The sequence below is a fragment of the Sphingomonas morindae genome, from assembly GCF_023822065.1.
Classification (GTDB): Bacteria; Pseudomonadota; Alphaproteobacteria; order Sphingomonadales; family Sphingomonadaceae; genus Solisphingomonas; species Solisphingomonas morindae.
Genome location: NZ_CP084930.1, coordinates 2,737,228 through 2,763,078, shown reverse-complemented (window position 1 = coordinate 2,763,078; position 25,851 = coordinate 2,737,228). Strand labels below are relative to the sequence as shown.

The window sequence follows — 25,851 nt, the reverse complement described above, 5'->3', positions numbered from 1 at the left end:
CGAAGGCTTGCGGTCCGGCGCGAAGCGGCTACGCTTACCGCCCATATAGGACGGCGCGATGACGCAGCCGTCACCAGGGAATCAGGCTTGATGATCTTCGGCCGTGTGAAGTCGCTGGACGCGATCCTCGCGACAGCGGAGAAAAAGTCTCTGCACCGATCGCTCGGTGCCTTTCAATTGACGATGCTCGGTATCGGCGGCGTGATCGGCACGGGTATCTTCGTTCTCACCTCGGAGGCCACGCAGAAAGCCGGCCCTTCGATGATCATCTCGTTCATGATCGCGGCCTTTGTCTGCGCGGTGGCGGCGCTCTGCTATTCCGAACTGGCCTCGATGGTGCCGGTCGCCGGCTCCGCCTACACCTATACCTATGCGGTGGTGGGCGAACTCCTCGCCTGGATGGTCGGCTGGGCGCTGATCCTCGAATATGCGGTCGGCGCCAGCGCCGTGTCGGTCGGCTGGTCCGGCTATGTCGTCGGCCAGCTCAAGGGATGGCTCGACATAGACATGCCCGCCGCCTTCACCGCCGGCCCGTTTGCGGGCGGGGTGGTGAATATCCCGGCCGTGGTGATCGCGCTGCTCACCACCTGGCTGCTGATGATCGGCACCAGCGAGAGCGCCCGCGTCAACGCGGTGCTCGTGGCGATCAAGGTGCTCGCGCTCACCGTCTTCATGATCTTCGCGTTGCCGGTGATGAAGGCCCGCAACTTCCACCCCTTCATGCCGCTCGGCGCGGTCGGCACCTTCGGCGCGGCCGCCTCGATCTTCTTCGCCTATGTCGGCTTCGATTCCGTCTCGACCGCCGCCGAGGAGACGCGCGATCCGCAGCGCAACGTGCCGATCGGGCTGATCGCCTCGCTGATCATCTGCACCCTCTTCTACATTCTCGTCGCCGCCGGCGCGATCGGCTCGCCGCTCGGCGGCCAGCCGGTGCGCGATGCCGCCGGCACGGCGCTGCTGCCCGGCTCCGCCGAACTGGCGGCACGCTGCCAGGCGATCGTCGCGGGCGGCGCGCTGGAACCCATGCCCTGCTCGCGCGAGGCGCTCGCGCATGTGTTGCGCGTGCTCGGCCATCCCGCGATCGGCAATCTGCTCGGGCTCGCCGCCACGCTGGCGCTGCCCTCGGTGGTGCTGCTGATGATGTTCGGCCAGACGCGCATCTTCTTCACCATGGCGCGCGACGGGCTGCTGCCGGAACGGCTGGCGGCGGTGCATCCGCGCTGGCGCACGCCGCACATCGTCACCGCCGTTACCGGCGTGGCGGTGGCGCTCGCCTCGGCCTTTCTGCCGGTCGGCAAACTGGCGGACTATTCCAACTCGGGCACGCTCTTCGCCTTCATGATGGTGGCGATCTCCGTGCTGGTGCTGCGCCGCGCCGATCCCGATCGGCACCGCCCCTTCCGCACGCCCGCGATCTGGATCGTCGCGCCGCTGGCGATCATCGGCTGCCTGGTGCTGTATCTCTCGCTGCCGCTGATCGCCATCCTGGTGCTGCCGGGCTGGGCGCTGATCGGCCTCGTCATCTATTTCGGCTATAGCCGCCAACGCAGCCATGTCGGCCGCGGCATTTCGGACGGCGACGATCAGGGTGGCGTGCCGCCGCGCACGGTCTGAGCCGCTCGGCGGCGGAGGGCCCGGCGCCCCCGCCGCCCCATAGCAGAACGCCCGCGCGGGGTCGCTCCCCACGCGGGCGTTCTGGCTTTTGGCGGGATCGGCCGCTCAGCTGAGCTTGGCGGCGACCAGCGTCTTCAGATCCTGCTCCGGCCGCGCGCCATAATGCGAGATCACCTCGGCGGCGGCGATCGCGCCCATGCGCAGGCACTCGGCCGGCGCGAGGCCGCGGACATGGCCCACCAGATAGCCCGCCGAGAAGAGATCGCCCGCGCCGGTCGTATCGACCACGCGATCGACCGGCTCCGCCGCGACGCTGTGGCGCACGCCATCGGCCACCGCGATCGCGCCCTCGGCGCCGCGCGTCACCACCAGCAGCGGCAGCTGCGGCGCCAGCGCCTCGACCGCCGCGTCGAAATCGGCCGCGCCCGACAGCGCGAGCAGCTCCTCCTCGTTGGCGAACAGGATGTCGATGTCGCCGCGCGCGATCATGGCGCGGAAATCCTCGAGATGGTTGAGGATGCAGAAGACCGCCGAGACGCCGAGCGCGACCTGGCGGCCATGGCGGTGGGCGATCTCGACCGCGCGCTTCATCGCCGCGCGCGGCTCGGTCGGATCCCAGAGATAGCCCTCGAGCAGCAGCACCTTGGCCGAAGCGATCTGCGCTTCCTCGATGGCGCTGGGCGGCAGGAACTGGGCGGCGCCGAGATAGGTGTTCATCGTGCGCTGGCCGCAGGCGCTCACCAGGATGAGGCAACGCCCCGTGGGAATGTCGGGGCTGCGCGGCGGCACCGTGAAGGCGATGCCCTGCGCCTTGAGATCGTGCACGAACACTTCGCCGAGCTGATCCTCCGCCACCTGGCCGACAAAGGCGCAGCGCGCGCCGAGCATGGCCGCGCCGGCCACGGTGTTGCCGGCCGAGCCGCCCGAAATCTCGCGTCCCGGTCCCATGCGGTCGTAGAGCTGGGTGGCGCGATCGGCGTCGATCAGCGTCATGGCGCCCTTGGTGAGGCCCTCGGCCTCGAGAAAGGCGTCGTCGGCGGGCGAGAGCACGTCGACAAGCGCGTTGCCGATGGCGATGATGTCGAGCGTCGGATCGGTCACAAATTTCTCCGGTGGCGGAATGCTCCGCGCCTAGCCGGGCTTGTCCCCCGGTGCAATCGCGCCGCCGCCGTGGCACAGGGGCATGCCTATGATTCGCCGCCTTGTCGTTCCCGCGCTGCTGCTTCTCGCCGGCTGCGCCACCACGCCGCCGCCGGGCGGCACCGCCCCGCCCCCGGCGCGGCCGCCGCGGCAGCACGAGGCCGGGCTCGAGCGCGTGCTCGGCCGCACCGCCGCCCAGCTGGTGGAGCTGTTCGGCGAGGCCGATCTCGATCTCCACGAAGGCGGCGCGCGCAAGCTACAGTTCGTCGGCCCCGCCTGCGTGCTCGATGCCTATCTCGCCAGCCCTCATGCCGGCGCCGAGCCGGTAGTGACCTATGTCGACGCGCGTCTGCCCGACGGCGACGATATCGACCGCGCCTCGTGCGTGGCCGCGCTCAGCCGGCGCGCGGCGGCGAAGTAAGCCGCGCCAGCGCCCAGCCGGCCGCGTCGCGCACCACCTCCGAGGCATCGCCGCCCAGCCGCGCCAGTGCCGGGATCAGCCCGGCATTGCCGCTATTGCCGGCCGCGATCGCGGCGTTGCGCACCATCCGATCGCGGCCGATGCGCTTGATCGGCGAGCCGGCGAACACCGCGCGAAACCCGGCATCGTCCAGCGCCAGCAGATCGGCGAGCGCGGGCATCGCCAGCTCGGCGCGGGCGGCGAACTCCAGATTGGCATGGGCATGGTCGGCGAACTTGTTCCACGGACAGGCGGCCAAACAATCGTCGCAGCCATAGACGCGGTTGCCGATCCCCGGCCGCAGCGCCTCGGGAATGGCGCCGGCATGTTCGATCGTCAGGTAGGAGATGCAGCGCCGCGCATCGAGGCGGTAGGGCGCGGGAAAGGCATCGGTCGGGCAGGCACGCTGGCAGGCGTCGCAGCGCCCGCAATGGTCCGCGCTGGCGGGATCCGGATCGAGCGTCGCGGCGGTGAACAGCGCGCCGAGCAGCAGCCAGCTGCCATGGGTGCGGCTGACGAGATTGGTGTGCTTGCCCTGCCAGCCGAGCCCGGCGGCGGCGGCCAGCGGCTTTTCCATGACCGGCGCGGTATCGACGAACACCTTGAGCGGCAGCCCGCTTTCCGCGCCGAGCCAGCGGCCGAGCGCCTTCAGCGCCTTCTTGATGACATCGTGATAATCGCGCCCCTGCGCATAGACGGAGATGCGGCCGCGCGTCGTCGCCGCCGCCAGCCGACGCGGATCCTCGGCCGGCGCGTAGCTCATGCCCAGCATCGCCACGGAGCGCACCTCGGGCCAGAGCGCGGCGGGGGCGCGGCGCACGTCGGCGCGGCTCGCCATCCACCCCATCTCGCCATGCGCGCCATCGGCCAGCCACTGGTCGAGCCGGGCGCCCGGCACGGGATCGTCGACGGCGCGGGTGATGCCGCATTGGACAAAGCCCAGGCGCGCCGCCTCGGCCTTCAGCGCCTCGCTCAGGCTTGGCATCAGATCAGGCTCACCTCGCCACCGATATGACGCTCAAGCCGCCCGGCGAGTTCGAGTTCCAGCAGCACGGTCTGCACCACCGCCGGGGGCAGCCCGGCCTGGCGGACCAGCTCGTCCGCAGGCACCGGCACCGGGCCGAGCCGCGCCAGCACGAGCCGGCGATCGCCCTCGCCGGCCTCGGCCGGCGGCGGCGGCGCGCCATAACCGTGATCGGGCTCGGCCATGCCATCGATCGGCGGCAGCGCCTCGATCACGTCGTCGGCCGATTGCACCAAAGTCGCTCCCTCGCGGATCAGCAGGTTGCAGCCCTGGGCGCGCGGATCGAGCGGCGAGCCGGGGATCGCCAGCACCTCCCGCCCATAATCGGCGGCGTGGCGCGCGGTGATGAGCGATCCCGATTTCGGCGCCGCCTCCACCACCAGCACGGCGTGCGCGAGCCCGGCGATGATCCGGTTGCGATAGGGAAAATGGCGCGCGCGCGGCTCGGTGCCGGGGGGCTGCTCGGAAATCAGCAGCCCGCGCGTCGCGATCTCTTCCTGCAGCCCCGCATTTTCGGGCGGGTAGCTATTGTCGGGGCCGCCGGCGATCACCGCGATCGTGCCATGATCCAGCGCGCCGAGATGCGCGGCGGTATCGATCCCGCGCGCCAGCCCCGAGGCGACCGCGATGCCTCGCGCGCCCAGATCGGCGGCGAGCCCGCGCGCGAGGCGACAGGCGGCGGCCGAGGCGTTGCGCGCGCCCACCAGCGCCACCACCGGCCGGTCCGTCAGGCGGGGATCGCCGCGCACGATCAGGCAGGGCGGCGCGGTCGGGATGGCGGCGAGCAGGCGGGGATAGCCGGCGAGGCCGAGAAAGAGGTAGCGCGCGCCCAGCGCCTCGACCTGCGCCACCTCGCGTTCGATCTGCGCGCGCGACGGGATCGCCGGCGGCCGCCCGCCGCCGCGCCGCGCGAGATCGGGGATGGCGGCGAGCGCGGCCTCGGCGGTGCCGTAGCGCGCGAGCAGCTGGCGATAGGTGACGGGCCCGACCTGGGCGGTGCGGATCAGCCGCAGCCGGGCGATGCGATCGTCGCGCGCGCTTGCCATGCCCGCGTCACCGGCCACCGAAGCGCGGTTCGGTGCCGTCCAGCAGCCGCTCCACATTGGCGCGGTGCTTCCACAAGACGATCAGCGCGAGGCAGAGAAAGGCGAGCGTCAGGTCTGGCCGGTTGAGCACCGCCGCCGTGACGGGCACCGCCACCGCCGCCGTCATCCCGCCCACCGAACTGTGGCGCGTCGTGGCGAAGGCCAGCAGCCAGACCAGCGCGAAGGCGAGCCCGCAGGGCCAGTACAGCGCCAGCGCGATGCCGAGCAGCGTGGCCACGCCCTTGCCGCCCTTGAAGCGGAGCCAGACCGGATAGACATGGCCGATAAAGGCGGCGGCGCCCGCCACCACGGCGGGCAGCGAGGGCGGCTGCGGCTCGGGGAAAAGCGCGCCGAACAGGATCACCGCCGCCACGCCCTTCAGCGCGTCGAGCAGCAGCGTCACCAGCGCCAGCCCCTTGCGGCCGGTGCGCAGCACGTTGGTGGCGCCGATATTGCCCGAGCCGATGGTGCGCGGATCGGCGGCGCCGCCCAGCCGCGTGACGATCAGCCCGAACGGAATCGAGCCGAGCAGATAGCCGATCAGGACGGCGCCGAGGAGCGCCATTCCGGTCGATGCCGTTACCATTTGCGCCCCCGCATCACGCCTCCATGATAGACTGCGCTCGGCCAAGCGCAACATCCGCGCGGGCCGCCGGGCACCTCGGGCCGATTGCCTCGCCCGGCCAGCCGGCCTATCGCGCATCGCCATGGATGCGCAAAGCCCCATTTTGCTCTTCGATTCCGGTGTCGGCGGCCTTTCGGTGCTGGACGCGGTACGGCGCCGGCTTGCCGCGGCGCCGATCGTCTATGTCGCGGATTCGGGAGGATTCCCCTACGGCACCAAGAGCGAGGCGGAGATCGCGGCGCGGGTGCCGGCGCTGCTCGGTCGGCTGGCGGAACGCTATCGGCCGCGCCTGCTCGCCATCGCCTGCAACACCGCCTCCACCATCGCCCTGCCGGCCGTCCGCGCCGCGCTGGACCTGCCGGTGGTGGGCACCGTGCCGGCGGTGAAGCCCGCCGCGCTCGCCAGCGTGACGCGCGCGATCGGCGTGCTCGGCACCGAGGCGACGGTGCGCCAGCCCTATGTCGATCGGCTGGTGGAGACGTTCGCCTCCGATTGCCTGGTGCTCCGCCACGGATCGGCGCGGCTGGTGGAACTGGCCGAGGCGGCGCTGCGCGGCGATGCCGGCGCGCCGGCGGAGTATCGCGCCATTCTCGATGGCCTGCTCGGCCAGCCGGGCGGCGATCGGATCGATCAGATCGTGCTCGCCTGCACCCATTTCCCCCTCGTCGCGCGGTCGCTGGCGGCGGTCGCGCCGCGTCCGCTCGGCTTCGTCGATGGTGCGGAGGGCATCGCCCGGCGCATCGCGACGCTCACCGAAGACCAGCCGTTCGCGCCGCTGCGGGGCGGCGATGTCGCCGTCTTCACCTCGCCGATCGACACCGCGCCGCTCGTCCCGGCGCTTGCCGCGCGCGGCCTGGCGCGGATCGAGCGGCTATGAGGAAATCGATCTGGGCGATCGGAATTACGCCTAAGGTGCGGGTGGCGTAAAATCGCCGGACCCGCTATCTGGGGCGGTACGACGCCGATGCGGCAAGAGGGCAGGGCTTTGGATTATCAGCGCGTGTTCAGCCAGGCCATTGATCGTCTGCATGCTGAGGGCCGGTACCGCGTCTTTATCGACATTCTCCGCAACAAGGGCATGTTCCCCAATGCCCGCTGCTTCCACGGCCATAACGGCCCGAAGCCGATCACCGTCTGGTGCTCGAACGATTATCTCGCCATGGGCCAGCATCCCAAGGTGATCGCGGCGATGGAAGAGGCGCTGCACGATGTCGGCGCCGGCTCGGGCGGCACGCGCAATATCGGCGGCAACACCCATTATCATATCGATCTCGAGGCGGAGCTGGCCGATCTCCACGGCAAGCAGGGCGCGCTGCTCTTCACCTCGGGCTATGTCTCCAACGAGGCGACCCTGTCCACGCTCGCCAAGGTGCTGCCGGGCTGCATCATCTTCTCCGACGAGCTTAACCACGCCTCGATGATCGCGGGCATCCGCAATTCCGGATGCGAGAAGCATGTCTTCCGCCACAATGATCTCGCCCATCTCGAGGAGCTGCTGGCGAGCGTTCCGGCCGAAGCGCCCAAGCTGATCGCCTTCGAGAGCGTCTATTCGATGGATGGCGACGTGGCGCCGATCGCGGCGATCTGCGATCTCGCCGATCGCTACAACGCGCTCACCTATCTCGACGAGGTCCACGCCGTCGGCATGTACGGCGCGCACGGCGGCGGCATTTCGGAGCGCGACGGCGTCGCCGAGCGGATCACCATCATCGAGGGCACGCTGGGCAAGGCCTTTGGCGTGATGGGCGGCTATATCGCGGCCGACCGGACCGTGATCGACGTGATCCGCTCCTATGCGCCCGGCTTCATCTTCACCACCTCGCTGTCGCCGGTGCTGGTGGCGGGCGTGCTGGCCAGCGTGCGCCACCTCAAGCAGAGCAGCGCGGAGCGGGAGGGCCAGCAGGCCGCGGCGACGATGCTGAAGCGGCTGTTCGCCGAGGCGGGATTGCCGGTCATGCCGTCCACCACCCATATCGTGCCGCTGCGCGTCGGCGATCCGGTGAAGGCCAAGACGATCAGCGACATCCTGCTCGCCGAATATGGCGTCTATGTGCAGCCGATCAATTATCCCACGGTGCCGCGCGGCACCGAGCGCCTCCGCTTCACCCCCGGCCCCAGCCACAGCGTGGAGATGATGGAGGAGCTCACCCGCGCGCTGGTGGAAATCTGGGATCGGCTCGACCTGCGGCTCGCCGCCTGAGCCTCACAGCAGCGCGGCGAGCGCCACCGTCAGCGCGGCGAGGCCGCACGACAGCGGCACGCGCAGCCGCAGCCACCAGCGCGGCGCCAGTCCGTCCCGCACCAGGCGGCGATCGACGAGCAGGCTCGCCACCAGCCCCAACGCCAGCATCAGCGCGGCGCCGCGCGGCGCCCAGCCGGACAGGCCCTGCACGGCGAAGGCCCAGAGGCTCGGCACCACCGCCAGACCATACCAGCCGCCGCGCCCGGAGCCGCCGTCGCGCGCCGCCAGGCCCCACCAGAGGCCGCCCAGGAAGCTCAGGATGATGGCGATATAGCTGAGCCCCATGACCAGCGCGAAGCCCGGCAGCCCCTGATCGTCCGAGCCGGCGGCGAGCAGCCGCACCAGCAGCGCGATCGCCGGCGGCGCCAGCCCCAGCCCGCCCAGCACCGCCGCCGCCAGCGGCACCCGCGTCGATCCCGCCTGCTCAATCCGCCGCCGCTCGCTCATCGCACAATCCCTATGCCCAGCCGCAGCCGCGTCTGCCGCCTGTTATAATCGAGAAGATCCTCGCCATAGCCGGTAAAGCCCTGCACCACGGCGTAAATGGGAATGCCCGTGAGGCGCAGCAGCGGATGGCTGAGATCGGCGTCGATCGCGCCTCGCCCGGTCGCGAAGCTGATCCGGCTCCAGGTGGACAGCTTCCAGCCATCGGGCTCCTCGATCGCCACCGCCAGCGCCTGGTGTCCGCGATATTCGGCGATGTCGGCATTGTCGTCGCGGCCCATATAGTGGAACCAGCGCGGCGCGACGCTCAGCGTCCAGCGCCCGACCGGCAGCGCCGCCGAGCCCTCCACATAGGCGTAATTATAGCCGCGCGAGGCATCGCCGCCCCGGCCGTTCGATTCGTGCAGCAACCCGCCGCGCGCGGCGAGGCGCAGCCCGTTGGCGCGCGGGCGCAGGGCGAGCCGGTAGAAGAGTTCGGGCTGATAGTTCACATCGCGGAACGGCGCGGAATAGTGGCCGAGATCCCAGTACATGCGCTGCGTGTAGGCGAAACGGAAGCCTTCCTTCCAATCTCCGCTCGGCGCGGCGGCGTTGCCGAACAGCTGATATTGGAAGCTGATCTCCAGCTTGCCGTCGCTGCTGGTGCCCGGCCCGAACACGCCATTGATGGGATTGTAGGTCTGAAGATTGGCGAGGAAGGGGCTGGGCGTGCGGCCGTCGCGCGTCACCAGCCGGGGAAGATCGCCCGCCTGCCCCGCCGCGCCGGCGAAGCTGGTGGGCGCGGGCGCGGTGTCCGCCGCCGCCAGCGCCGTCGCGCCGGGCGCGGCCGCGGCCGGGGGCTGCGACGCGGCGAAGGCGAAGCCGCCCTCGTCGCCGAGCGCGAGCACCGCCTCGCCCGCCACGCCCGCCGGCAGCGCGAAGCGGTAGCGCGCGCGGGTGAAGCCGCCCGGCGCCACCACCGGGGCCGCGCCTTCGCGCCGCAGCTCCACCGGCCGCGCCGCGCCTTGGCCGCGCAGCATCGCCATCAACCGGGGCGGCGGCGCGGGCACGGCGCTGGCGCCGGCGTTGACGAACAGCAACTCGGCCTCGGCCGTGCCATCGGCGGCGGCGTGGACGCCGGCGATCACCGGCGCCTCGACGGCCGCGGCCGGCTCGGCGAGTACCGGCGCCGCCCAGATCGCCGCCAGCAGAACATAACTCGACTGTCGCAAACCTCGTCCCCTTTTGCGGCGTGAACGCACCCCTGCCCGCTTCGTGCCGCAGCGGAGTGGCGCCAAAGGCTTTGCTCGCCTACAGAGGCGCCGATCCGAATCACCGTCGCTTTTCCGGAGGACGCGCCATGGCGCTCCGTCTCGCTTTCGCATCCGATCACGCCGCCACCGCGCTGCGCGCCGCCCTGCTCGATCATGCCCGCGAACGCGGCCATGCAGTGGAGGATCTCGGCCCGGCACCCGGCGAGTCGGTCGATTATCCGGACTATGGCTATCGGCTCGCCGCCCATGTGGCGGCGGGCGGCGCCGATCGCGGCATCGCGCTGTGCGGTTCCGGCATCGGCATCTCGATCGCCGTCAACCGTCACCCGGCGATGCGCTGCGCCTTGGTGTCCGAACCGCTCTCAGCCGCGCTGGCGCGGGCGCATAATGACGCGAATATCCTCGCCATGGGCGCGCGGCTGATCGGAATCGAGCTTGCCAAGGCCTGTCTGGACGCCTTTCTCACCACCGAATTCGGCGGCGAGCGCCATGCGCGTCGCGTCGCCAAGCTTTCCGCCCCGCCTTTCGCCAAGGAGCCCGCATGAGCACCCAGCCCTCCTCTATCGATGCGATCCGCCCCAGCGGCTTCTTCGAGCGCAGCCTGTCCGACGCCGATCCCGCCGTCTTCGCCGGAATCGAGCGGGAGCTTGATCGCGAACGCCACCAGATCGAGCTGATCGCCTCGGAGAATATCGTCTCGCAGGCGGTGCTGGAGGCGCAGGGCTCGGTCTTCACCAACAAATATGCCGAAGGCTATCCCGGCAAGCGCTATTATCAGGGCTGCGCGCCGTCCGACATCGTCGAGCAGCTCGCGATCGATCGCGCCAAGCAGCTGTTCGGCTGCCAGTTCGCCAATGTCCAGCCGCATTCGGGGGCGCAGGCCAATGGCGCGGTGATGCTCGCGCTCACCAAGCCGGGCGACACGATCATGGGCCTCAGCCTCGATGCGGGCGGCCACCTCACCCACGGCGCCAAGGCGGCGATGAGCGGCAAATGGTACAATGCCGTGCAATATGGCGTGCGCGAGGACGATCATCTGATCGACTATGACGCGGTGGAGCAGCTTGCCCGGGCCTCCCAGCCGCGCCTCATCATCACCGGCGGCTCGGCCTATCCGCGCCACATCGATTTCGCCCGCTTCCGCGCGATCGCCGATGCGGTGGGCGCGCTGTTCATGGTGGACATGGCGCATTTCGCCGGGCTGGTGGCGGGCGGCGTGCATCCCAGCCCCTTCGGCCATGCCCATGTCGTCACCACCACCACCCACAAGACGCTGCGCGGCCCGCGCGGCGGCATGGTGCTGACCGATGACGAGGCGATCGCCAAGAAGATCAACTCGGCGGTCTTCCCGGGGCTGCAGGGCGGCCCGCTGATGCATGTCATCGCCGCCAAGGCGGTCGCCTTCGGCGAGGCGCTGACGCCCGAGTTCAAGGCCTATAGCCGCGCGGTGATCGCCAACGCCAAGGCGCTGGCGGCGCGGCTGCAGGAGCGCGGCGCCGATCTCGTCGCGGGCGGCACCGACACGCATCTGGCGCTGGTGGATCTGCGGCCGCTGGGCGTGACCGGCAAGGATGCCGACGAGGCGCTGGAGCGCTCGGGCATCACCTGCAACAAGAACGGCATCCCCTTCGATCCGCTGCCGCCGATGAAGACCAGCGGCATCCGCGTGGGCTCGCCGGCGGGCACCACGCGCGGCTTCGGCGTCGCCGAGTTCCGCGAGATCGGCGACATGATCGCCGATGTGCTCGACGGGCTGCGCGCCAAGGGCGAGGCGGGCGATCCGGCGGTAGAGGCCGATGTGCGGGCGCGGGTGCGGGCGCTGTGCGAGCGTTTCCCGATCTACTGAGATGCGGTGCCCCTTTTGCGGCCATGAGGACAGCCAGGTGAAGGATAGCCGTCCCTCCGAGGACGGCACCTCCATCCGGCGGCGGCGCCAGTGCGAGGCCTGTGGCGGCCGCTTCACCACCTTCGAGCGGGTGCAGCTGCGCGAGATGATGGTGATCAAGTCCGGCGGGCGGCGCGAGCCGTTCGAGCGCGGCAAGATGGAGCGCTCGATCGCGCTGGCCTGCCGCAAGCGCGGGCTCGCGCCCGAGCGGATCGAACGGCTGGTCTCGGGCATCCAGCGCCAGCTCGAGACGACGGGGGAGACGGAAATCACCTCCAACCGCATCGGCGAGGCCGTGATGGAAGGGCTGAAGACGCTCGATCCCGTCGCCTATATACGCTTCGCCAGCGTGTATAAGGATTTCACCGAGGCGAAGGATTTCGAGGAATTCGCCGGCAGCGTGCGCGATGTCGGCAAGGGCTGATCGGCCCCGCCTCCCGAGTTGCGGAACAGTGATGAGCGAGCTTGATCCTGCCGGTGCCCCCGCCCACGAAGCCATGACCGCGCCGCCGCCGGTGATCGTGCTGGTGCGGCCGCAGCTCGGCCAGAATATCGGCAAGGCGGCGCGCGCCATGCTCAATTTCGGGCTGACCGAGATGCGCCTCGTGGCGCCGCGCGATGGCTGGCCCAATCCGGAGGCCGGCCCCGCCGCCTCGGGCGCGGACCTGGTGCTGGATCAGGCCCGGCTGTTCGAGAGCGTCGCCGAGGCGGTGGCGGATTGCAGCCAGGTCTATGCCACCACGGTCCGCAAGCGCGGCGTGACCAAGCCGGTGGTGACGCCGGCCGAGGCGGCGATGGAGATGCACGCCGCGCCGGGCCGGGCCGCCATCCTGTTCGGTCCCGAACGATCCGGGCTGGAGACGGACGATGTCGCGATCGCCCGCGCCATCCTCACGGTGCCGATCAACCCCGAATTCGGCTCGCTCAACCTCGCCCAGGCGGTGATCCTCGTCGCCTATGAATGGTCGCGCGGGGTGGCGCTGGCGCAGCCGCCGGCGGTGGCGCTCGAGCCGCCCGCCAGCCAGGCCGATCTCGACGGCATGATCGGCCAGCTCGAGACGATGCTGGACACGGCCGGCTATTTCTTCCCGCCCGATCGCGTGCCCGCCACCCGGCGGACCTTGCGCACCATGCTCACCAAGCCGGGCTGGACCGCGCAGGAAGTGCGCACCTTTCGCGGCGTGCTGTCGGCGCTCGCCAACCCGCGCGCGCGCTGAGGCCGGCGCTCAGCGCGCGTCGAACTCCGCCAGCTCGTAGGCGATCGAGGCCTCCACCAGCCGCTCCCACAGATCGGCCGCGACCGCTTCCGGCCAGCCCAGCGCGCGCGCATGATCGCGCATCGCCTGGATCACCTGCGCCTTGCGCGCCTCGTCGCGCACCGCGCCGCGATCCGGCTTGATGCGGGCGGCGGCGCGCATATAGCCGAAGCGGGTGGCGAGCAGCGCGGCCAGCGCGCGGTCTGTCGCATCGACGCCGGCGCGCACCTCGGCCATGCTGGTGCAGCGGTCGGGCGGAAGGGGCTGGTCCATCCCCGCTCCCTACGCTTTCGCGCCGGCCCCGCAAGGCCGCCGCTTTCGCTTGCCTTTCGTGACGAAGCCGCTATGAGCGCCGCTTCGCAATTGGCCCCGCACGTCCGGTGAAGCGGGTGCCCCATGTCCGCATGGCGCGGTTCCGGGCAGATGATACGCAATTGAAGGACGATGTATGTCGAAGCGCAGCAGCGCCAAGTATAAGCTCGATCGGCGCATGGGCGAGAATATCTGGGGTCGCCCGAAGAGCCCGGTCAACAAGCGTGAATATGGCCCCGGCCAGCACGGTCAGCGCCGCAAGGGCAAGGTGTCGGATTTCGGCATCCAGCTCAAGGCGAAGCAGAAGCTGAAGGGCTATTACGGCGACGTCACCGAGAAGCAGTTCAAGAAGGCCTATACCGAGGCCTCGCGGATGAAGGGCGATACCGGTCAGAACCTGATCGGCCTGCTCGAGCGCCGGCTGGACGCGGTGGTGTATCGCTCCAAGTTCGCGCCGACCATCTGGTCCTCGCGCCAGCTCGTCAGCCACGGCCATGTCCGCGTCAACGGCGTGAAGTGCAACATCGCCTCGCGCCTGGTGAAGATCGGCGACGTGATCGAGCTGGGCCCCAAGGCGCAGGAAATGGCGCTGGTGCTCGAGGCGCAGGGCCTGTCGGAGCGCGAAGTGCCCGATTATCTCGCGCAGGACGGCGCCAAGGTCACCTTCCAGCGCGTGCCGCAGCTGGACGAGGTGCCCTATCCGGTGAAGATGGAGCCGAACCTGGTCGTCGAGTTCTACTCGCGCTGATCGGCCGACCTTGTCGGAACGGAAGGGGCGGCCGTTTCGGTCGCCCTTTTCTTTTGTCACATGCTTTCGGTAGAGGCGTCCCATGATCGCTCGCCAGCCGCCCGAATGGGCTCCGCACGCCGCCGTCTGGATCGGCTTTCCCAGCCATGCCGATTTGTGGGAGGCGGATCTCGCCCCCGCCCAGGCCGAGGTCGCCGCCTTCGCGCGCGCCGTCTGGGCCGATGGCGCGGGCGAGCGGCCGATCTTGGTCTGTGCCGATGCCGCCGCCGCGGAAGCCGCGGCCGCGCTGGCCGGCGACGCGGCCGATGTGCTGGTGCGCCCCTTTGGCGATGTCTGGCTGCGCGACACCGGGCCGATCCTGCTCGACGATGGCACCGCCCGCGATTTCGCCTTCAACTATTGGGGCGGGAAATATGATCTTCCGGGCGACGAGGCGATCGGCGGGCTGCTCGCGGCCAGCCGGGGCATCGCCGCGCGGCGGTGCGACTGGGTGCTTGAGGGCGGCGCGATCGATGCCGACGGCACCGGCCTGATCGTCACCACCGAGCAGTGCCTGCTCAATCCCAACCGCAATCCGGATTTCGATCGCGCCGCGATCGAGGCGCGGCTGGCCGAGGATCTCGGCGCCACCCGGATTCTGTGGCTGGGCGAGGGCCTGGCGCACGACCATACCGACGGGCATGTCGATAATCTGGCTCGCTTCGTCGCCCCCAACCGGCTCGCTCTGCCCGAGGCGCGGGGCGAGGACGATCCCAACGCCGCCGTCTATGCCGATGCCCGCGCGCGCGCCGAGGCGGCGGGGCTGGAGGTGGTGCTCATCCCCTCGCCCGGCCGCGTCACCCGCGACGATGCGGTGGTGCCCGCCTCCTACATGAACTTCTATATCGGCAACGCCGCCGTGGTGGTGCCGCTCTACGGCAGCGCGCAGGACGAGGCGGGCCTCGCCGCGATCGCCGCGCTCTTCCCCGGGCGGCGCGCGGTCGGCATCCGCGCCGATCATCTGCTGACCGGCGGCGGCAGCCTGCACTGCATCTCGCAGCAAATTCCGAGTCGTTGAACCGCAACGCTTTCTTCCTATCTGGACGCGCCATGACCGAGATCACCGTCGCCGCCATGCAGCTTGCCTTTTCGGAGGACGAAGCCGCCAACATCGCCGCCGTGTCCGAGCTCGTGCGCGAGGCCGCCGCGCGGGGCGCGCAGGTGATCCTGCCGCCCGAGCTGTTCGAGGGCCCCTATTTCTGCCGGGTCGAGGATGAGGGCCTGTTCGTCCGCGCGCGCCCCGTCGCCAGCCACCCCGCCGTCACCGCCATGCAGGCGCTGGCCGCCGAGCTGAAGGTCGCGATCCCGACCAGCTTCTTCGAGGCGGACGGGCCGCACCATTATAACAGCCTGGCGATGATCGGGCCGGATGGCGCGGTGCAGGGCGTCTATCGCAAGAGCCATATTCCCGACGGGCCGGGCTATGAGGAGAAATTCTACTTCCGGCCCGGCAATACCGGCTTCAAGGTCTGGCCGGAGGTGGCACCGGCGACGCTGGGCGTCGGCGTCTGCTGGGACCAATGGTATCCCGAAACCGCGCGGGCGATGATGCTGATGGGCGCCGAGCTGCTCTTCTATCCCACCGCCATCGGCTCCGAACCGCACGATCCCTCGCTCGATACGTCGCGCCTGTGGCGGCGCGCCATGCTCGGCCATGCCGTGTCCAACGTGGTGCCGGTGATCGCCTCCAACCGCATCGGCAACGAGCATGGCCAGATCTTCTACGGCCACAGCTTCATCTGCGACGAGCGCGGCGACATGCTGGCCGAGTTCGGCGCCGAGGAGACGGGCGTGCTGGTGGCGACGATCGATGTGGATCGCGTCAAGCGGCACCGCGCCGCCTTCGGCTTTTTCCGCGATCGCCGGCCCGAGCTTTACGGCCGGCTGACGCAGGACATTTGAGGCCGCTCAGCGCCGCCTGAACAGCCGGACCAGGCCCCAGGCGGCGCCCAGCATCACCACCCCGCCAAGCAGCACCGCCGCGCCGATCGAGGCGCCGGCCCATAGGGCGGCGCCGATCAGCAGCCCCATGAAATCGGCGATGGCGAGGGTGAGATGGACCAAAAGCCGGCGCCGCTCCCGTCAGGCGCCGTCGCGCAGGGCCAGCGCCCGGGCGAAAACGCTTTCGAACATCGCCGGCGTCAGCACCCGCGTATTCTGGTTGTAGCGCGAACAATGATAGCTATCGAGCAGGATCAGCCCCGAGGGCATGACATGCTCGGCACCATGGCCGAAGCGCGCCTTGGGCAGCTTGCCGCCCATCGCCTTGACGGTGGATTGGTGCGCGATCTGGCCCAGCGCAATCACCACCTTGAGATTGGGAAGCGCCGCCAGCGCGGGCACGAGAAATTCGCGGCAGGCATGGATTTCGGCGGGCAGCGGCTTGTTCTGCGGCGGCAGGCAGCGCACCGCGTTGACGATCGCGGCGCCGGTCAGCGTCAGCCCGTCGTCGGGCCGCGCCTCGTAGCGCCCCTGGGCGAGGCCGAACGCGAGCAGCGTCTCGTACAGCAGCACGCCCGCGAAATCGCCGGTGAAGGGCCGGCCGGTGCGGTTGGCGCCCTGGAGGCCGGGCGCGAGGCCGACGATCGCCAGCCAGGCCTGATCGTCGCCGAACATCGGCACGGGGCCGTTGAACCAATCGGGATGCGCGGCGCGCTGAACGTCGCGAAAGGCGGCGAGGCGCGGGCAGATCGGGCAGTCGCGCGGGGGTTCGACGGGATGGTGTTGGAGCATGGCTTGCGCGATAGGCGTTCGCGGATGGAGAAAACAAGCTATCTGATCGGGCTCGGCTCCAATCGCGGCCATGGCCGCCATGCCCGGCCGGCTGCGATGATCGCCGCCGCGCTCGCCGCGCTGGCGCGCCAGGGGCTGGCGCCGCGCGCCGTGAGCCGCTTCGTCACCAGCCGCGCGCTGGGCCCGGGCGGACGCGGCTTCGTCAATGCGGCGGCGCTGATCGAGAGCGCGGACCCGCCGCCCGCGCTCCTCGCGCGGCTCAAGCGGCTGGAGGCGCAGCTCGGCCGAAGGCGCGGGCGGCGCTGGGGGATGCGACCGATCGATCTCGATATTCTCGCCTGGTCGGGGGGCAGGTGGCCGCCGCCGCCGCGTGCGCGCACGGGGCGGCTGCTGATCCCGCATCCGGGCCTTGCGTCGCGCGGTTTCGCTTTGGCGCCGGCGGCGTCGCTCGCGCCGGGCTGGCGGATCGGCCATCCGCAGCGCACCCTCGCCCAGGCCGAGGCCCGGCGGCGGCATCCGCGACCGGTTGACCGCAAGCCGCTCCGCCACTAGGTCGGCGCTTCGCGCGCGTGGGTCCGTAGCTCAGTCGGTAGAGCAAGCGACTTTTAATCGAGAGGTCCCGGGTTCGAGCCCCGGCGGACCCACCAGCGCCCGGTGCTGCCCGGCTTCCCGCCCTCGCAAAAAACTCTGAACTTTGCCAAGGCTTTAGCGGTTTGCCTGTCGCAGCGAACGCAGGCGGACATGGCCGGACACGAGGATCGGGGCGAAGGCGGCGGCGATCAGCCGGGCCGCGAGACCAAGCAGGGCGGCCTGTTCCGGCTGCTCGGCGCCAGCATCGTCACCGGCGCGGCGGATGACGATCCCTCGGCGATCGGCACCTATGCCAGCGCCGGCGCGCGCTTCGGGCTCTCCATATTGTGGATCGCGCCGCTGCTGCTGCCGATGATGTATGTCGTCACCTATCTCGCGGCCAAGATCGGGCAGGTCTATGGCAAGGGCCTGTTCGCCTGCATCCGCGATCATTTCCCCCGCACCGTGCTGGTGCCGATCGTGATCCTCGCCTTTGTCGGCAACGTGATCGAGGCCGCCGCCGATCTCGGCGGCATCGGCGCGGCGCTCAACCTGATCCTGCCCCTGCCGGTGCCGCTGCTGGTCACGGGATCGGCCGCGCTGATCTTCGCGCTCCAGGCCTTCGCCAGCTATGACGCCATTCGTCGCGTGTTCCGCTGGCTGGCGCTGGTGCTGTTCGCCTATGTCGCCGCCGCGCTGCTCGCCCGGCCCGATCCGCTGGCGGTGCTGCGCCACACCCTGATGCCCCATATCGCGTGGAACGCCGAATTTCTGTCGATCCTGGTGGCCTGTATCGGCACCTCGCTCTCGGCCTATGTTTATACCTGGCAGTCCAACCAGGAGGTGGAGGAGCAGATCGCGATCGGGCGCGTGCGGTGGCGGCAGCGCCGCGGCGCCACCCGCGGCGAGATGAAGCGCACCAGCCGCGACGTGCTGAGCGGCATGCTCTTCTCCAACATCATCCTCTATTTCATCCTGCTCGCGACGGGGGTGACGCTGTTCCCGGCAGGCCAGCACCGGATCGACAGCGCCGCCCAGGCCGCGCAGGCGCTCGCCCCGCTCGCCGGACCGGCGGCCACCTATCTGTTCGCGGCGGGGGTGATCGGCGTGGGCTTCCTCGCCGTGCCGATCATGACGACGGGCGCCGCCTACGATATCGTGCAGGGGCTCGGCCGCGAGGGAAGCCTGCACCAGCGGCCGGGCGAGAACCGCCTCTTCTACGGCGTCATCGCGCTCGTCACGCTGTTGGCGGTGGCGCTCAACATGCTCGGCTTCAATCCCATGCGCGCGCTGCTCTGGTCCGGGATCGTGCAGGGCTTCTCGGTGCCGCCGCTGTTGCTGCTGATGATGTTGCTGACCAACCGGCGCGATGTCGTCGGCGCGCGCACCAATGGCCGGTGGACCAACAGGCTGGGCTGGACGACAACGCTGGTCACCGCGCTCTGCACGGTCGCGCTGGTCGCGAGCTGGCTGACGGCGGGGCGCTGACGCCGCGCCTCGTTACGCTCCGATGACGAGTTCGTTGTGGCGACGCAACAGGCTGGTCCAGGGAACCGAGCGCAGCGCGCCGGGTTTGGGGCTATCGCGAGACCTGTTCGCTCGCCGAACCCGGTTGGAGGAAAAATAATGAAGAAGCTGATCCTGCTGGCGTCCGCTCTGGCGCTCGGTGGCGCGGCTTATGCGCAGGACACCACGACGCCCGCGACGCCGCCCACCGATGCCATGACGCCGGCCACCCCCGACGCGGGCATGGCGGCGCCGGCTCCCGACGCCTCGACGCCGCCGGCGACCCCCGACGCCTCGACCATGCCGGCCAATGGCGGCGGCATGGCGCCCGGCGGCCAGGGCATGGCGCCCGGTTCGGCCACCGGCCCGAACGGCCCGGTGTCGATGACGCCGACCCAGGGCCCGACCGATCTGCCGACCTGCAGCAAGACCGTCACCGACAATTGCAAGCAGGGCGAAGGCAAGGGCGGCATGAGCCACCATTCGGCCAAGCATCGCGCCCACAAGAAGTAAGCCACGCGGGCGGCGGCGCTAGGGGCCGCCGCCCCGTCTTACCGGCGCCAGGGCCGGGCGATCCCGCGATCGCCCGGCCCTTGCATGTCTGCCGCCTTATTCGGCGGCGTCGGCCAGCGGCGCCGGCTTCCACACCAGCACCGGCTTGCGGGCCGCCGCCGTCTCGTCGAGCCGCCGGCGCGGCGCATGGATCGGCGCCGCCTTGAGCGTCGCGTCGCCCGCCCGCGCCCGCTCCGCGACGCTGCGCAGCGCGCCGATGAACTGATCGAGCGCGGCCTTGCTCTCGGTCTCGGTCGGCTCGATCAGCATGGCCCCGTGCACGACCAGCGGAAAATACATGGTCATGGGGTGGAAGCCCTCGTCGATCAGGGCCTTGGCGATATCCAGCGTGGTGAAGCCCGGCGCCAGATTGGCATCGGAGAACAGCGCCTCATGCATGCAGGGCCCGCTCGCCGCGAACGGCGCCTCCAGCACATCCTCCAGCGATCGCAGGATATAATTGGCCGAAAGCACGGCATCCTCGGCGACCTGGCGGAGCCCGTCCGCGCCATGGCTCAGCATATAGGCGGCGGCGCGGACGAACATGCCCATCTGGCCGTGAAAGGCCACCATCCGCCCGAAGGCCTGCTCGTGATGCGCGGCGGAGGCGGTCTCCTCCTCCACCAGCACGAAGCGCCCATCCTGCTCCTCGACGAAGGGAAGTGGCGCGAAGGGCGCCAGCGCCTCCGAGAAGACGACCGGGCCGGAGCCTGGGCCACCGCCGCCATGCGGGGTGGAGAATGTCTTGTGGAGGTTGATGTGCATCGCGTCGACACCGAGATCGCCCGGCCGCACCCTGCCCACGATCGCGTTGAAATTGGCGCCGTCGCAATAGACATAGCCGCCCACCGCATGGACTGCCTCGGCGATCGCGATCATGTCGCGCTCGAACAATCCGCAGGTGTTGGGGTTGGTGATCATGACCCCGGCGACATCGGGCCCGAGCCGCGCGGTCAGCGCCGCCAGATCGACGCGGCCGTCCGCCGTGGCGGGGATCGCCTGCACCGCATAGCCGCAAAAGGCGGCGGTGGCGGGATTGGTGCCGTGCGCGCTCTCGGGCACCAGGATCACCTTGCGCGCATCGCCGCGCGCCTCGTGCGCGGCGCGGATCGCGAGCAGGCCGCACAGCTCGCCATGCGCGCCGGCCTTCGGGCTCATCGCGATGCCGGCCATGCCGGTCAGCGTCTTGAGCCAGGTGCCGACAAGATGGATCAGCGCCAGCGCGCCCTGCGCGCCATCGACCGGGGTGAGCGGGTGGAGATCGGCGAAGCCAGGCAGCCGCGCCATGCGCTCGTTGAGGCGCGGATTATGCTTCATCGTGCACGATCCGAGCGGAAACAGGCCCAGATCGATCGCATAATTCTGCCGGCTGAGGCGCGTATAGTGGCGCACCGCCTCGGGCTCGGTCAGCCCCGGCAGGCCGATCGGCCGCGCGCGCTCCAGCCCGCCTAGCCGCGGCGTCACCGAAGGCGGCGCGGGCAGATCCACGCCGGTGCGGTCGCTTCCGCCCAGTTCGAAGATCAGCGGCTCCTCGAGCATCAGCGCCTTGTTGCCGGTGAAGGTGGCGGGGGTGGCGTCGGCGCCGTCGCGCGGCGCCTCGGGGCGCCATCCGGATTGGTTGATCGTCATGCCAGCGCCTCCTCAAGCGCGTCCGCCAGGGCGGTTACATCGTCCGCGTCGCTCGTCTCCGTCACCGTCACGAGCAGACCGCGCTCCAGCGCCTCCACGCCGGGATAGAGGCGGCCGAGCGACACGCCGCCCAGCACGCCGCGATCCGCCATGGCGCGCACCACCGGCCGCGCCTCCTTGGCGAGGCGGAGCGTGAATTCGTTGAAGAAGGGGCCGTTCACCAGCTCCACCCCGGGCACGCGGGCGAGCCGTTCGGCGGCCGCGACGGCGAGGCCATGGTTGAGCTGGGCCAGCCGCCGCAGCCCCGTCTCGCCGAGCAGGCTCATATGGATCGAGAAGGCGAGCGCGCACAGGCCCGAATTGGTGCAGATGTTCGACGTCGCCTTCTCGCGGCGGATATGCTGCTCGCGCGTGGAGAGGGTGAGCACGAAGCCGCGCTGGCCGGCGGCATCCACCGTCTCGCCGGCGAGCCGGCCCGGCATCTGCCGGACATGCTTTTCGGCGCAGGCGAACAGGCCGACATAGGGGCCGCCGAAATTGAGGCCCACGCCGATCGACTGGCCCTCGCCCACCACGATATCGGCGCCCATCTCGCCCGGCGGGGTGAGCAGGCCGAGCGCGACCGGCTCCGTGACCACCGCGATCAGCAGCGCGCCCTTGGCATGGGCCGCCGCCGCCAGTTCGCGCAGATCGGTCACATGGCCGAGGATATTGGGATATTGCACGACCACGCAGCTGGTCTCGCCATCGATCGCGGCGAGCAGCGCGGCGCCGTCATCGCCCGGCGCGCCATCGGCCAGCGCCGGCACCGCGGTGACGAGCCGATCGCCGGTGAAGCGCGCCATGGTCTGGCAGACCGACACATAATGCGGATGGAGCCCGGCCGAGAGCAGCGCCGTTCCGCGGCGGGTGATGCGCCGCGCCATGCCGATCGCCTCCCAGCACGCGGTCGAGCCGTCATACATGGAGGCATTGGCCACCTCGCACCCGAACAGCCGCGCCACCTGGGTCTGGAATTCGAACAGCGCCTGGAGCGTGCCCTGCGCGATCTCGGGCTGATAGGGCGTGTAGCTGGTCAGGAACTCGCCGCGCTGGATGAGATGATCCACGCTGGCGGGAATATGGTGCCGGTAGGCGCCGGCGCCGAGGAAGAAGGGCTGGTCGCCCGCCGCCTGGTTCATCCGGGCGAGCCGGCCGAGCTGGCGTTCCACCGCCTGTTCGGAGGCGTGGAGCGGCAGGCCGGCGATCGGCCCATCGAGGCGCGCGGCATCGGGCACGTCGGCGAACAGCGCGTCGACCGAGCCGGCCCCGATCACGTCCAGCATCGCCTGACGATCGGCGGGCTGGAGAGGCAAGTAGCGCATCAGGCAGGTTTCCTCATCGAGAAACGAAGGCGGACATAATCAGCGATCCAGCGCCCGTCGGGCTGGCGGAAATCGGGTTCGAGCCGGCGCTCCACGGCGCGCGCGAACGCATCCTGCTCGGCATCGGGCACGCCGGCGGCATCGAGGAAGCCGGCGCGAAAGGTGCGGAGCCAGCCGGCCACGCCGGCGGGCAATTCGGTCGGCCGGGGGATCAGCCGCGCCTCGATCTCGACGAACCCCGCCGCCGCATAGAGCGCGGTGAAGCCGCCCGGATCGGGATACCATTGCGGATCGGGACCGGCCGGATAGCCACGCGCGACGCGTTCGGCCTGGAGCGCGGCGCGCAGCGTGGCGATATTGCCGCTGCCGCCCATCTCGCCGACGAAGCGGCCTCCCGGCCGCAGCGCGCGGAACACGCCGGCCGCCACCGCCCCGGCATCGAGCATCCAGTGCAGCGCGGCATTGGAGAAGACGGCATCGAACGCCGCGTCGAACGCCAGCGCCTGGCCATCCTGCACGCGCGCATCCAGCCCGCGCGCCACCGCCGCCTCGACCATGGCGGGCGCGCCATCCACGCCGATCACGGTCGCGCCGGCATCGGCGATCGCCTGGGTCAGCACGCCGTCGCCGCAGCCGAGATCGAGGATCCGCTCGCCCGGCTGAGGCGCGAGCAACGCCAGCACCGGCGCGCCCAGCGTCGGCACGAAGCCGGCGTTGCGGCCGTAATCGGCCGCATCCCAGCGCGCGCTGAGGTCGATCGCCATGGCCGGCGCCCCGGTCAGAGGCTCGCCACGAAGGCCTTGTAGGCCTCTTCGTCCATCAGCCCGTCCAGCTCGGACGGATCGGCCAGAGTGAGCTTGAAGAACCAGCCCTCGCCCTCGGGCGCGGTGTTCACCAGCGCCGGATCGCCCTCGAGCGCGGCATTGGCCTCGATCACCTCGCCCGTCACCGGGGCATAGACATCGGACGCGGCCTTGACCGATTCGACGACCGCCGCCTCCTTGCCCTTCTCGACGCGGGTGCCGGCAGGCGGCGCCTCGGCGAACACGATGTCGCCGAGCTGGGCCTGGGCGTAATCGGTGATCCCCACCGTCGCGCTCGTCCCCTCGACGGCGATCCATTCGTGATCCTTGGTGTAGAAGATCGTGGCCATGGCGATCAGGCTCCCTTGCGATAATAGGAATGGGGAACGAAGGGCAGCGGCGTGACGGTGGCGGCGAAACGCTTGCCGCGCTGCTCGATCGTGACGCTGCTCCCCGGCGCCGCCTGCGCCAGCGGCACATAGGCCATGGCGATCGGGCGCGAGAGGCTGGGCGAGAAGCCGCCGGAGGTGACCTTGCCGCCCCCCTCGACCAGCGCGCCCTCGCGCACCGGCTGGCGGCCCTCGACGAACAGGCCCACCCGCTTCAGCGCCGGGCCGGCCTCGCGCTCCGCCATGATCCGCGCATGGCCGGGAAAGCCGCCCGCCTCGCGGCGGCGCTTGGAGAGGGCGAAGCCGAGATCGGCGGCGACCGGCGTGGTCTCGGGATCGAGATCATGGCCGTAGAGCGGCAGCCCCGCCTCGAGCCGCAGCGAATCGCGCGCGCCCAGGCCGATCGGCTTCACCTCGGGCTCGCGCATCAGGGCGTCGGCGACGCGCTCGGCGGCGACGGCGGGCATGGAGATCTCGAACCCGTCCTCGCCCGTATAGCCCGAGCGGCTCACCCAGGCCTCGACCCCGGCGACCAGGAAGGCGCCGCCCGTCATGAAGGAGAGCTGCTCCACGCCGGGCGCGATCCGCGCCAGCGCGTCGACCGCCTCCGGACCCTGCAGCGCCAGCAGCGCCTGATCGTCCATGTGGTTGAGCGTCACCTCATCGGGCAGGAATTCGCGCAGATGGGCGATATCGTCCCATTTGGTCGCGCCGTTGACGACCATGTAGACGTCGTCGCCGCGCTGGGTGAGCATGAGATCATCGAGAATGCCGCCCGCCTCGTCGAGCAGCAGCGAATAGCGCATCCGGCCCGGCGCGAGCCCGGCGATATCGGCCGGCAGCAGCGCCTCCAGCGCCGCCACCACGCCCTCGCCGGTGAAGCTCAGCTGGCCCATATGGCTCACGTCGAACAGGCCGGCATGCGCGCGCACCCAGAGATGCTCGGCGATGATGCCCTCATAGTGGATCGGCATGCGATAGCCGGCGAAGGGCACCATGCGCGCGCCATGCGCCTCGTGCCAGGCATCGAGCGGCAGCGCGTCCGGCGTTTCGATCAGCTCTTCGGGGACGCTCTCGGTCATGTCAGGCCCTTCTCGACGTGGTGGCAAGCGGCAGGGCCGGAGTCGCGGCCTGTGCTGCTTGCCCCCTCTGTCACGGAACCTGAGAGCTTTCGCGGGTGCCGTGCAACCGCTTACCCCTTCGGTGGGGCGGCCCGGCGCGTCGCGCCGGCCTGCCCGCTTTCCAGAGTGCCCATCTGCCCGCGCGGTCCCGAGGCCTGAGAGATTCCGGGGCGGTTGCTCCTTCGGCGGCGTCGCCGGCGCACAGGCCCTGCGGCCCTGCCCCAACGACGCGCTCTCCCGCGCGTGCAGCCGGCGGTCGCCCGCCGGAAGCCCGACCCGAGTGGCCGAGCCCGACGCCCGAGTCAATCGCTTAAGCGCGCCTCAGCGCGTGGCGTTATAGGCCAGCTGCTCCTGGGTGAGCTGGAAGCCGACCAGCAGCTCGAAGCTGGCGCGCGCCATCGCCGCGCGCACCTGCGGATCGCTCATCGGATCGATCGAGGCATCGGCATCCTCGGCGCGGCGCTTGCGGCCGATCTTCTCGCGCACCGCCTCGGGCAACGTCGCGTCGGCGCGGCGCACCGAGGCCTCGGCGCGGCCGCTCGTCTCGGCGAGCAGCTTGCCGTCGTCGAAATGGATGGCGACCTGGCTCACCGACTTGGAGACGATCTTGTCGCCCGAGCGCACCACCGCCGCATAATAAGGCAGCACCAGATCGCGCGGCCCCGCCGCGCTGGCGCGGCGCGCGACCACGCGGAAGCTCGCCACGGTGTGGAGCGTTTCGGGCGCCGTCTCGTCGCACTGGCCGTGCAGATCGGTGAGCGTGGCGACGACGTCGATCGCGCTCGCGTCGCGGCTGGTGGCCGGGTTGAACAGCGTGACGTCGCCGGTATTGGCGGGCACCGCCACCGCGGGGCAGCTGGTGCGGGTGATCTGCTTGCCGATCGAGCCGCCAATGGCGGTAAGCTCGTCATCCTTGGCGCAACCCGCCAGCAGGAGCGGGCAGAGCGCGAGGGCGAGCGGCAGGCGACGCAGGGTGATCGACAAGGCGGGGACTTTCCAGGCTGGCAAGAGAAGCGCTGCGATGGATCATAGGAAGCGCCTTCACCGCAGGCAAGCA

General features: G+C 70.5%; 29 protein-coding genes, 1 tRNA gene and 2 riboswitches. Of the genes, 15 read left to right on the top strand and 15 right to left on the bottom strand.

Annotated features, from left to right (window positions below):
* Nucleotides 1-90 precede the first annotated feature (90 nt).
* Complete coding sequence (locus LHA26_RS13560; RefSeq protein WP_252166124.1) at nt 91-1,614, top strand: amino acid permease; 1,524 nt, start codon at nt 91-93, stop codon at nt 1,612-1,614.
* Nucleotides 1,615-1,719: 105 nt separating this feature from the next.
* Here LHA26_RS13560 and LHA26_RS13555 read toward each other — a convergent pair whose 3' ends face one another.
* Nucleotides 1,720-2,715 carry an adenosine kinase gene (locus LHA26_RS13555; RefSeq protein WP_252166123.1) on the bottom strand — a complete coding sequence of 332 codons (996 nt, stop codon included), beginning with the start codon at nt 2,713-2,715 and terminating at the stop codon, nt 1,720-1,722.
* A gap of 88 nt (nt 2,716-2,803) precedes the next feature.
* Here LHA26_RS13555 and LHA26_RS13550 point away from each other — a divergent pair, with 88 nt between their 5' ends.
* Complete coding sequence (locus LHA26_RS13550; protein ID WP_252166122.1) at nt 2,804-3,175, top strand: hypothetical protein; 372 nt, start codon at nt 2,804-2,806, stop codon at nt 3,173-3,175.
* Here the strand turns inward: LHA26_RS13550 and queG are convergent.
* Genes queG through plsY form a run of 3 tightly spaced genes read right to left on the bottom strand, consistent with a single transcriptional unit; the run spans nt 3,150 to nt 5,888 of the window.
* The gene (queG, locus tag LHA26_RS13545; RefSeq protein WP_252166121.1) at nt 3,150-4,199 is read right to left on the bottom strand and encodes a tRNA epoxyqueuosine(34) reductase QueG; all 1,050 of its coding nucleotides are present in this window, start codon (nt 4,197-4,199) and stop codon (nt 3,150-3,152) included. The two genes, LHA26_RS13550 and queG, sit on opposite strands and share 26 nt — an antisense overlap.
* Complete coding sequence (gene dprA, locus LHA26_RS13540) at nt 4,199-5,284, bottom strand: DNA-processing protein DprA (protein ID WP_252166120.1); 1,086 nt, start codon at nt 5,282-5,284, stop codon at nt 4,199-4,201. Before dprA ends, queG begins: the two co-directional genes overlap by 1 nt.
* Nucleotides 5,285-5,291: 7 nt before the next feature.
* On the bottom strand, nt 5,292-5,888 hold the full coding sequence (plsY, locus tag LHA26_RS13535) for a glycerol-3-phosphate 1-O-acyltransferase PlsY (protein ID WP_252166119.1): 597 nt from the start codon (nt 5,886-5,888) through the stop codon (nt 5,292-5,294).
* A 142-nt stretch (nt 5,889-6,030) separates the two neighbouring features.
* On the opposite strand from plsY, the gene murI reads away from it, so the two are divergent.
* Nucleotides 6,031-6,825, top strand: a complete 795-nt coding sequence (gene murI, locus LHA26_RS13530; RefSeq protein WP_252166118.1) for a glutamate racemase — start codon at nt 6,031-6,033, stop codon at nt 6,823-6,825.
* Between the two features lie 87 nt (nt 6,826-6,912).
* The gene (gene hemA / locus LHA26_RS13525) at nt 6,913-8,148 is read left to right on the top strand and encodes a 5-aminolevulinate synthase (protein ID WP_302898007.1); all 1,236 of its coding nucleotides are present in this window, start codon (nt 6,913-6,915) and stop codon (nt 8,146-8,148) included.
* 3 nt (nt 8,149-8,151) lie between these two features.
* Here the strand turns inward: hemA and LHA26_RS13520 are convergent, their stop codons facing one another.
* The gene (locus LHA26_RS13520) at nt 8,152-8,637 is read right to left on the bottom strand and encodes a DUF3429 domain-containing protein (protein WP_252166116.1); all 486 of its coding nucleotides are present in this window, start codon (nt 8,635-8,637) and stop codon (nt 8,152-8,154) included.
* Nucleotides 8,634-9,845: a phospholipase A gene (locus tag LHA26_RS13515; RefSeq protein WP_252166115.1), complete on the bottom strand. Its 1,212-nt coding sequence runs from the start codon at nt 9,843-9,845 to the stop codon at nt 8,634-8,636. Before LHA26_RS13515 ends, LHA26_RS13520 begins: the two co-directional genes overlap by 4 nt.
* Before the next feature lie 128 nt (nt 9,846-9,973).
* Between LHA26_RS13515 and rpiB the strand changes: the two genes are divergently transcribed.
* From rpiB to LHA26_RS13495, 4 genes are read left to right on the top strand one after another with little or no spacing between them, the layout of a single operon-like run.
* Nucleotides 9,974-10,432: a ribose 5-phosphate isomerase B gene (gene rpiB / locus LHA26_RS13510; RefSeq protein ID WP_252166114.1), complete on the top strand. Its 459-nt coding sequence runs from the start codon at nt 9,974-9,976 to the stop codon at nt 10,430-10,432.
* Nucleotides 10,429-11,733 (top strand): serine hydroxymethyltransferase, encoded by a 1,305-nt coding sequence (gene glyA, locus LHA26_RS13505; RefSeq protein WP_252166113.1) that lies wholly within the window; start codon nt 10,429-10,431, stop codon nt 11,731-11,733. Before rpiB ends, glyA begins: the two co-directional genes overlap by 4 nt.
* Before the next feature lies 1 nt (nt 11,734).
* Nucleotides 11,735-12,196, top strand: a complete 462-nt coding sequence (gene nrdR / locus LHA26_RS13500) for a transcriptional regulator NrdR (RefSeq protein ID WP_252166112.1) — start codon at nt 11,735-11,737, stop codon at nt 12,194-12,196.
* A gap of 31 nt (nt 12,197-12,227) precedes the next feature.
* Nucleotides 12,228-12,989, top strand: coding sequence for an RNA methyltransferase (locus LHA26_RS13495; RefSeq protein ID WP_252166111.1), 762 nt, complete (start codon nt 12,228-12,230; stop codon nt 12,987-12,989).
* Between the two features lie 9 nt (nt 12,990-12,998).
* On the opposite strand, the gene LHA26_RS13490 is transcribed toward LHA26_RS13495, so the two are convergent.
* Nucleotides 12,999-13,301, bottom strand: coding sequence for a chorismate mutase (locus LHA26_RS13490; protein ID WP_252166110.1), 303 nt, complete (start codon nt 13,299-13,301; stop codon nt 12,999-13,001).
* Between the two features lie 175 nt (nt 13,302-13,476).
* Here LHA26_RS13490 and rpsD point away from each other — a divergent pair, with 175 nt between their 5' ends.
* From rpsD to aguB, 3 genes are all read left to right on the top strand, one after another.
* Nucleotides 13,477-14,088 (top strand): 30S ribosomal protein S4, encoded by a 612-nt coding sequence (gene rpsD, locus LHA26_RS13485; RefSeq protein ID WP_252166109.1) that lies wholly within the window; start codon nt 13,477-13,479, stop codon nt 14,086-14,088.
* 82 nt (nt 14,089-14,170) lie between these two features.
* Complete coding sequence (locus LHA26_RS13480; RefSeq protein WP_252166108.1) at nt 14,171-15,145, top strand: agmatine deiminase family protein; 975 nt, start codon at nt 14,171-14,173, stop codon at nt 15,143-15,145.
* A gap of 32 nt (nt 15,146-15,177) precedes the next feature.
* Nucleotides 15,178-16,029: an N-carbamoylputrescine amidase gene (gene aguB / locus LHA26_RS13475; RefSeq protein ID WP_252166107.1), complete on the top strand. Its 852-nt coding sequence runs from the start codon at nt 15,178-15,180 to the stop codon at nt 16,027-16,029.
* Nucleotides 16,030-16,035: 6 nt separating this feature from the next.
* Here the strand turns inward: aguB and LHA26_RS13470 are convergent, their stop codons facing one another.
* Entirely contained in the window at nt 16,036-16,191 is a 156-nt protein-coding gene (locus LHA26_RS13470; RefSeq protein ID WP_252166106.1) for a hypothetical protein, read from the bottom strand.
* An 18-nt stretch (nt 16,192-16,209) separates the two neighbouring features.
* Nucleotides 16,210-16,860: a uracil-DNA glycosylase gene (locus LHA26_RS13465; RefSeq protein WP_252166105.1), complete on the bottom strand. Its 651-nt coding sequence runs from the start codon at nt 16,858-16,860 to the stop codon at nt 16,210-16,212.
* 24 nt (nt 16,861-16,884) lie between these two features.
* On the opposite strand from LHA26_RS13465, the gene folK reads away from it, so the two are divergent.
* The 4 genes from folK to LHA26_RS13445 all read left to right on the top strand — a co-directional run bounded on the left by folK (nt 16,885) and on the right by LHA26_RS13445 (nt 19,449).
* On the top strand, nt 16,885-17,412 hold the full coding sequence (gene folK, locus LHA26_RS13460; RefSeq protein WP_252166104.1) for a 2-amino-4-hydroxy-6-hydroxymethyldihydropteridine diphosphokinase: 528 nt from the start codon (nt 16,885-16,887) through the stop codon (nt 17,410-17,412).
* 19 nt (nt 17,413-17,431) lie between these two features.
* Nucleotides 17,432-17,507, top strand: a tRNA-Lys gene (locus tag LHA26_RS13455).
* Nucleotides 17,508-17,601: 94 nt separating this feature from the next.
* On the top strand, nt 17,602-18,918 hold the full coding sequence (locus tag LHA26_RS13450; RefSeq protein WP_252166103.1) for an NRAMP family divalent metal transporter: 1,317 nt from the start codon (nt 17,602-17,604) through the stop codon (nt 18,916-18,918).
* A 138-nt stretch (nt 18,919-19,056) separates the two neighbouring features.
* A complete protein-coding gene (locus tag LHA26_RS13445; RefSeq protein WP_252166102.1) occupies nt 19,057-19,449 on the top strand; it encodes a hypothetical protein in 393 nt (130 codons plus the stop codon).
* 96 nt (nt 19,450-19,545) lie between these two features.
* On the opposite strand, the gene gcvPB is transcribed toward LHA26_RS13445, so the two are convergent.
* The 6 genes from gcvPB to LHA26_RS13415 all read right to left on the bottom strand — a co-directional run bounded on the left by gcvPB (nt 19,546) and on the right by LHA26_RS13415 (nt 25,778).
* Complete coding sequence (gene gcvPB, locus LHA26_RS13440) at nt 19,546-21,117, bottom strand: aminomethyl-transferring glycine dehydrogenase subunit GcvPB (RefSeq protein ID WP_252166101.1); 1,572 nt, start codon at nt 21,115-21,117, stop codon at nt 19,546-19,548.
* A complete protein-coding gene (gcvPA, locus tag LHA26_RS13435; RefSeq protein ID WP_252166100.1) occupies nt 21,114-22,481 on the bottom strand; it encodes an aminomethyl-transferring glycine dehydrogenase subunit GcvPA in 1,368 nt (455 codons plus the stop codon). Before gcvPA ends, gcvPB begins: the two co-directional genes overlap by 4 nt.
* Nucleotides 22,481-23,245, bottom strand: coding sequence for a class I SAM-dependent methyltransferase (locus tag LHA26_RS13430; RefSeq protein WP_252166099.1), 765 nt, complete (start codon nt 23,243-23,245; stop codon nt 22,481-22,483). The genes gcvPA and LHA26_RS13430 overlap by 1 nt, the downstream gene beginning before the upstream one ends.
* A gap of 14 nt (nt 23,246-23,259) precedes the next feature.
* The gene (gene gcvH, locus LHA26_RS13425) at nt 23,260-23,634 is read right to left on the bottom strand and encodes a glycine cleavage system protein GcvH (protein ID WP_252166098.1); all 375 of its coding nucleotides are present in this window, start codon (nt 23,632-23,634) and stop codon (nt 23,260-23,262) included.
* 5 nt (nt 23,635-23,639) lie between these two features.
* Nucleotides 23,640-24,755: a glycine cleavage system aminomethyltransferase GcvT gene (gcvT, locus tag LHA26_RS13420; RefSeq protein WP_252166097.1), complete on the bottom strand. Its 1,116-nt coding sequence runs from the start codon at nt 24,753-24,755 to the stop codon at nt 23,640-23,642.
* Nucleotides 24,756-24,812: 57 nt separating this feature from the next.
* A riboswitch (glycine riboswitch) is annotated at nt 24,813-24,927 on the bottom strand.
* Nucleotides 24,928-25,044: riboswitch (glycine riboswitch) on the bottom strand. It abuts the riboswitch before it with no gap.
* Nucleotides 25,045-25,115: 71 nt separating this feature from the next.
* Nucleotides 25,116-25,778 (bottom strand): hypothetical protein, encoded by a 663-nt coding sequence (locus tag LHA26_RS13415; RefSeq protein WP_252166096.1) that lies wholly within the window; start codon nt 25,776-25,778, stop codon nt 25,116-25,118.
* Nucleotides 25,779-25,851 lie beyond the last annotated feature (73 nt).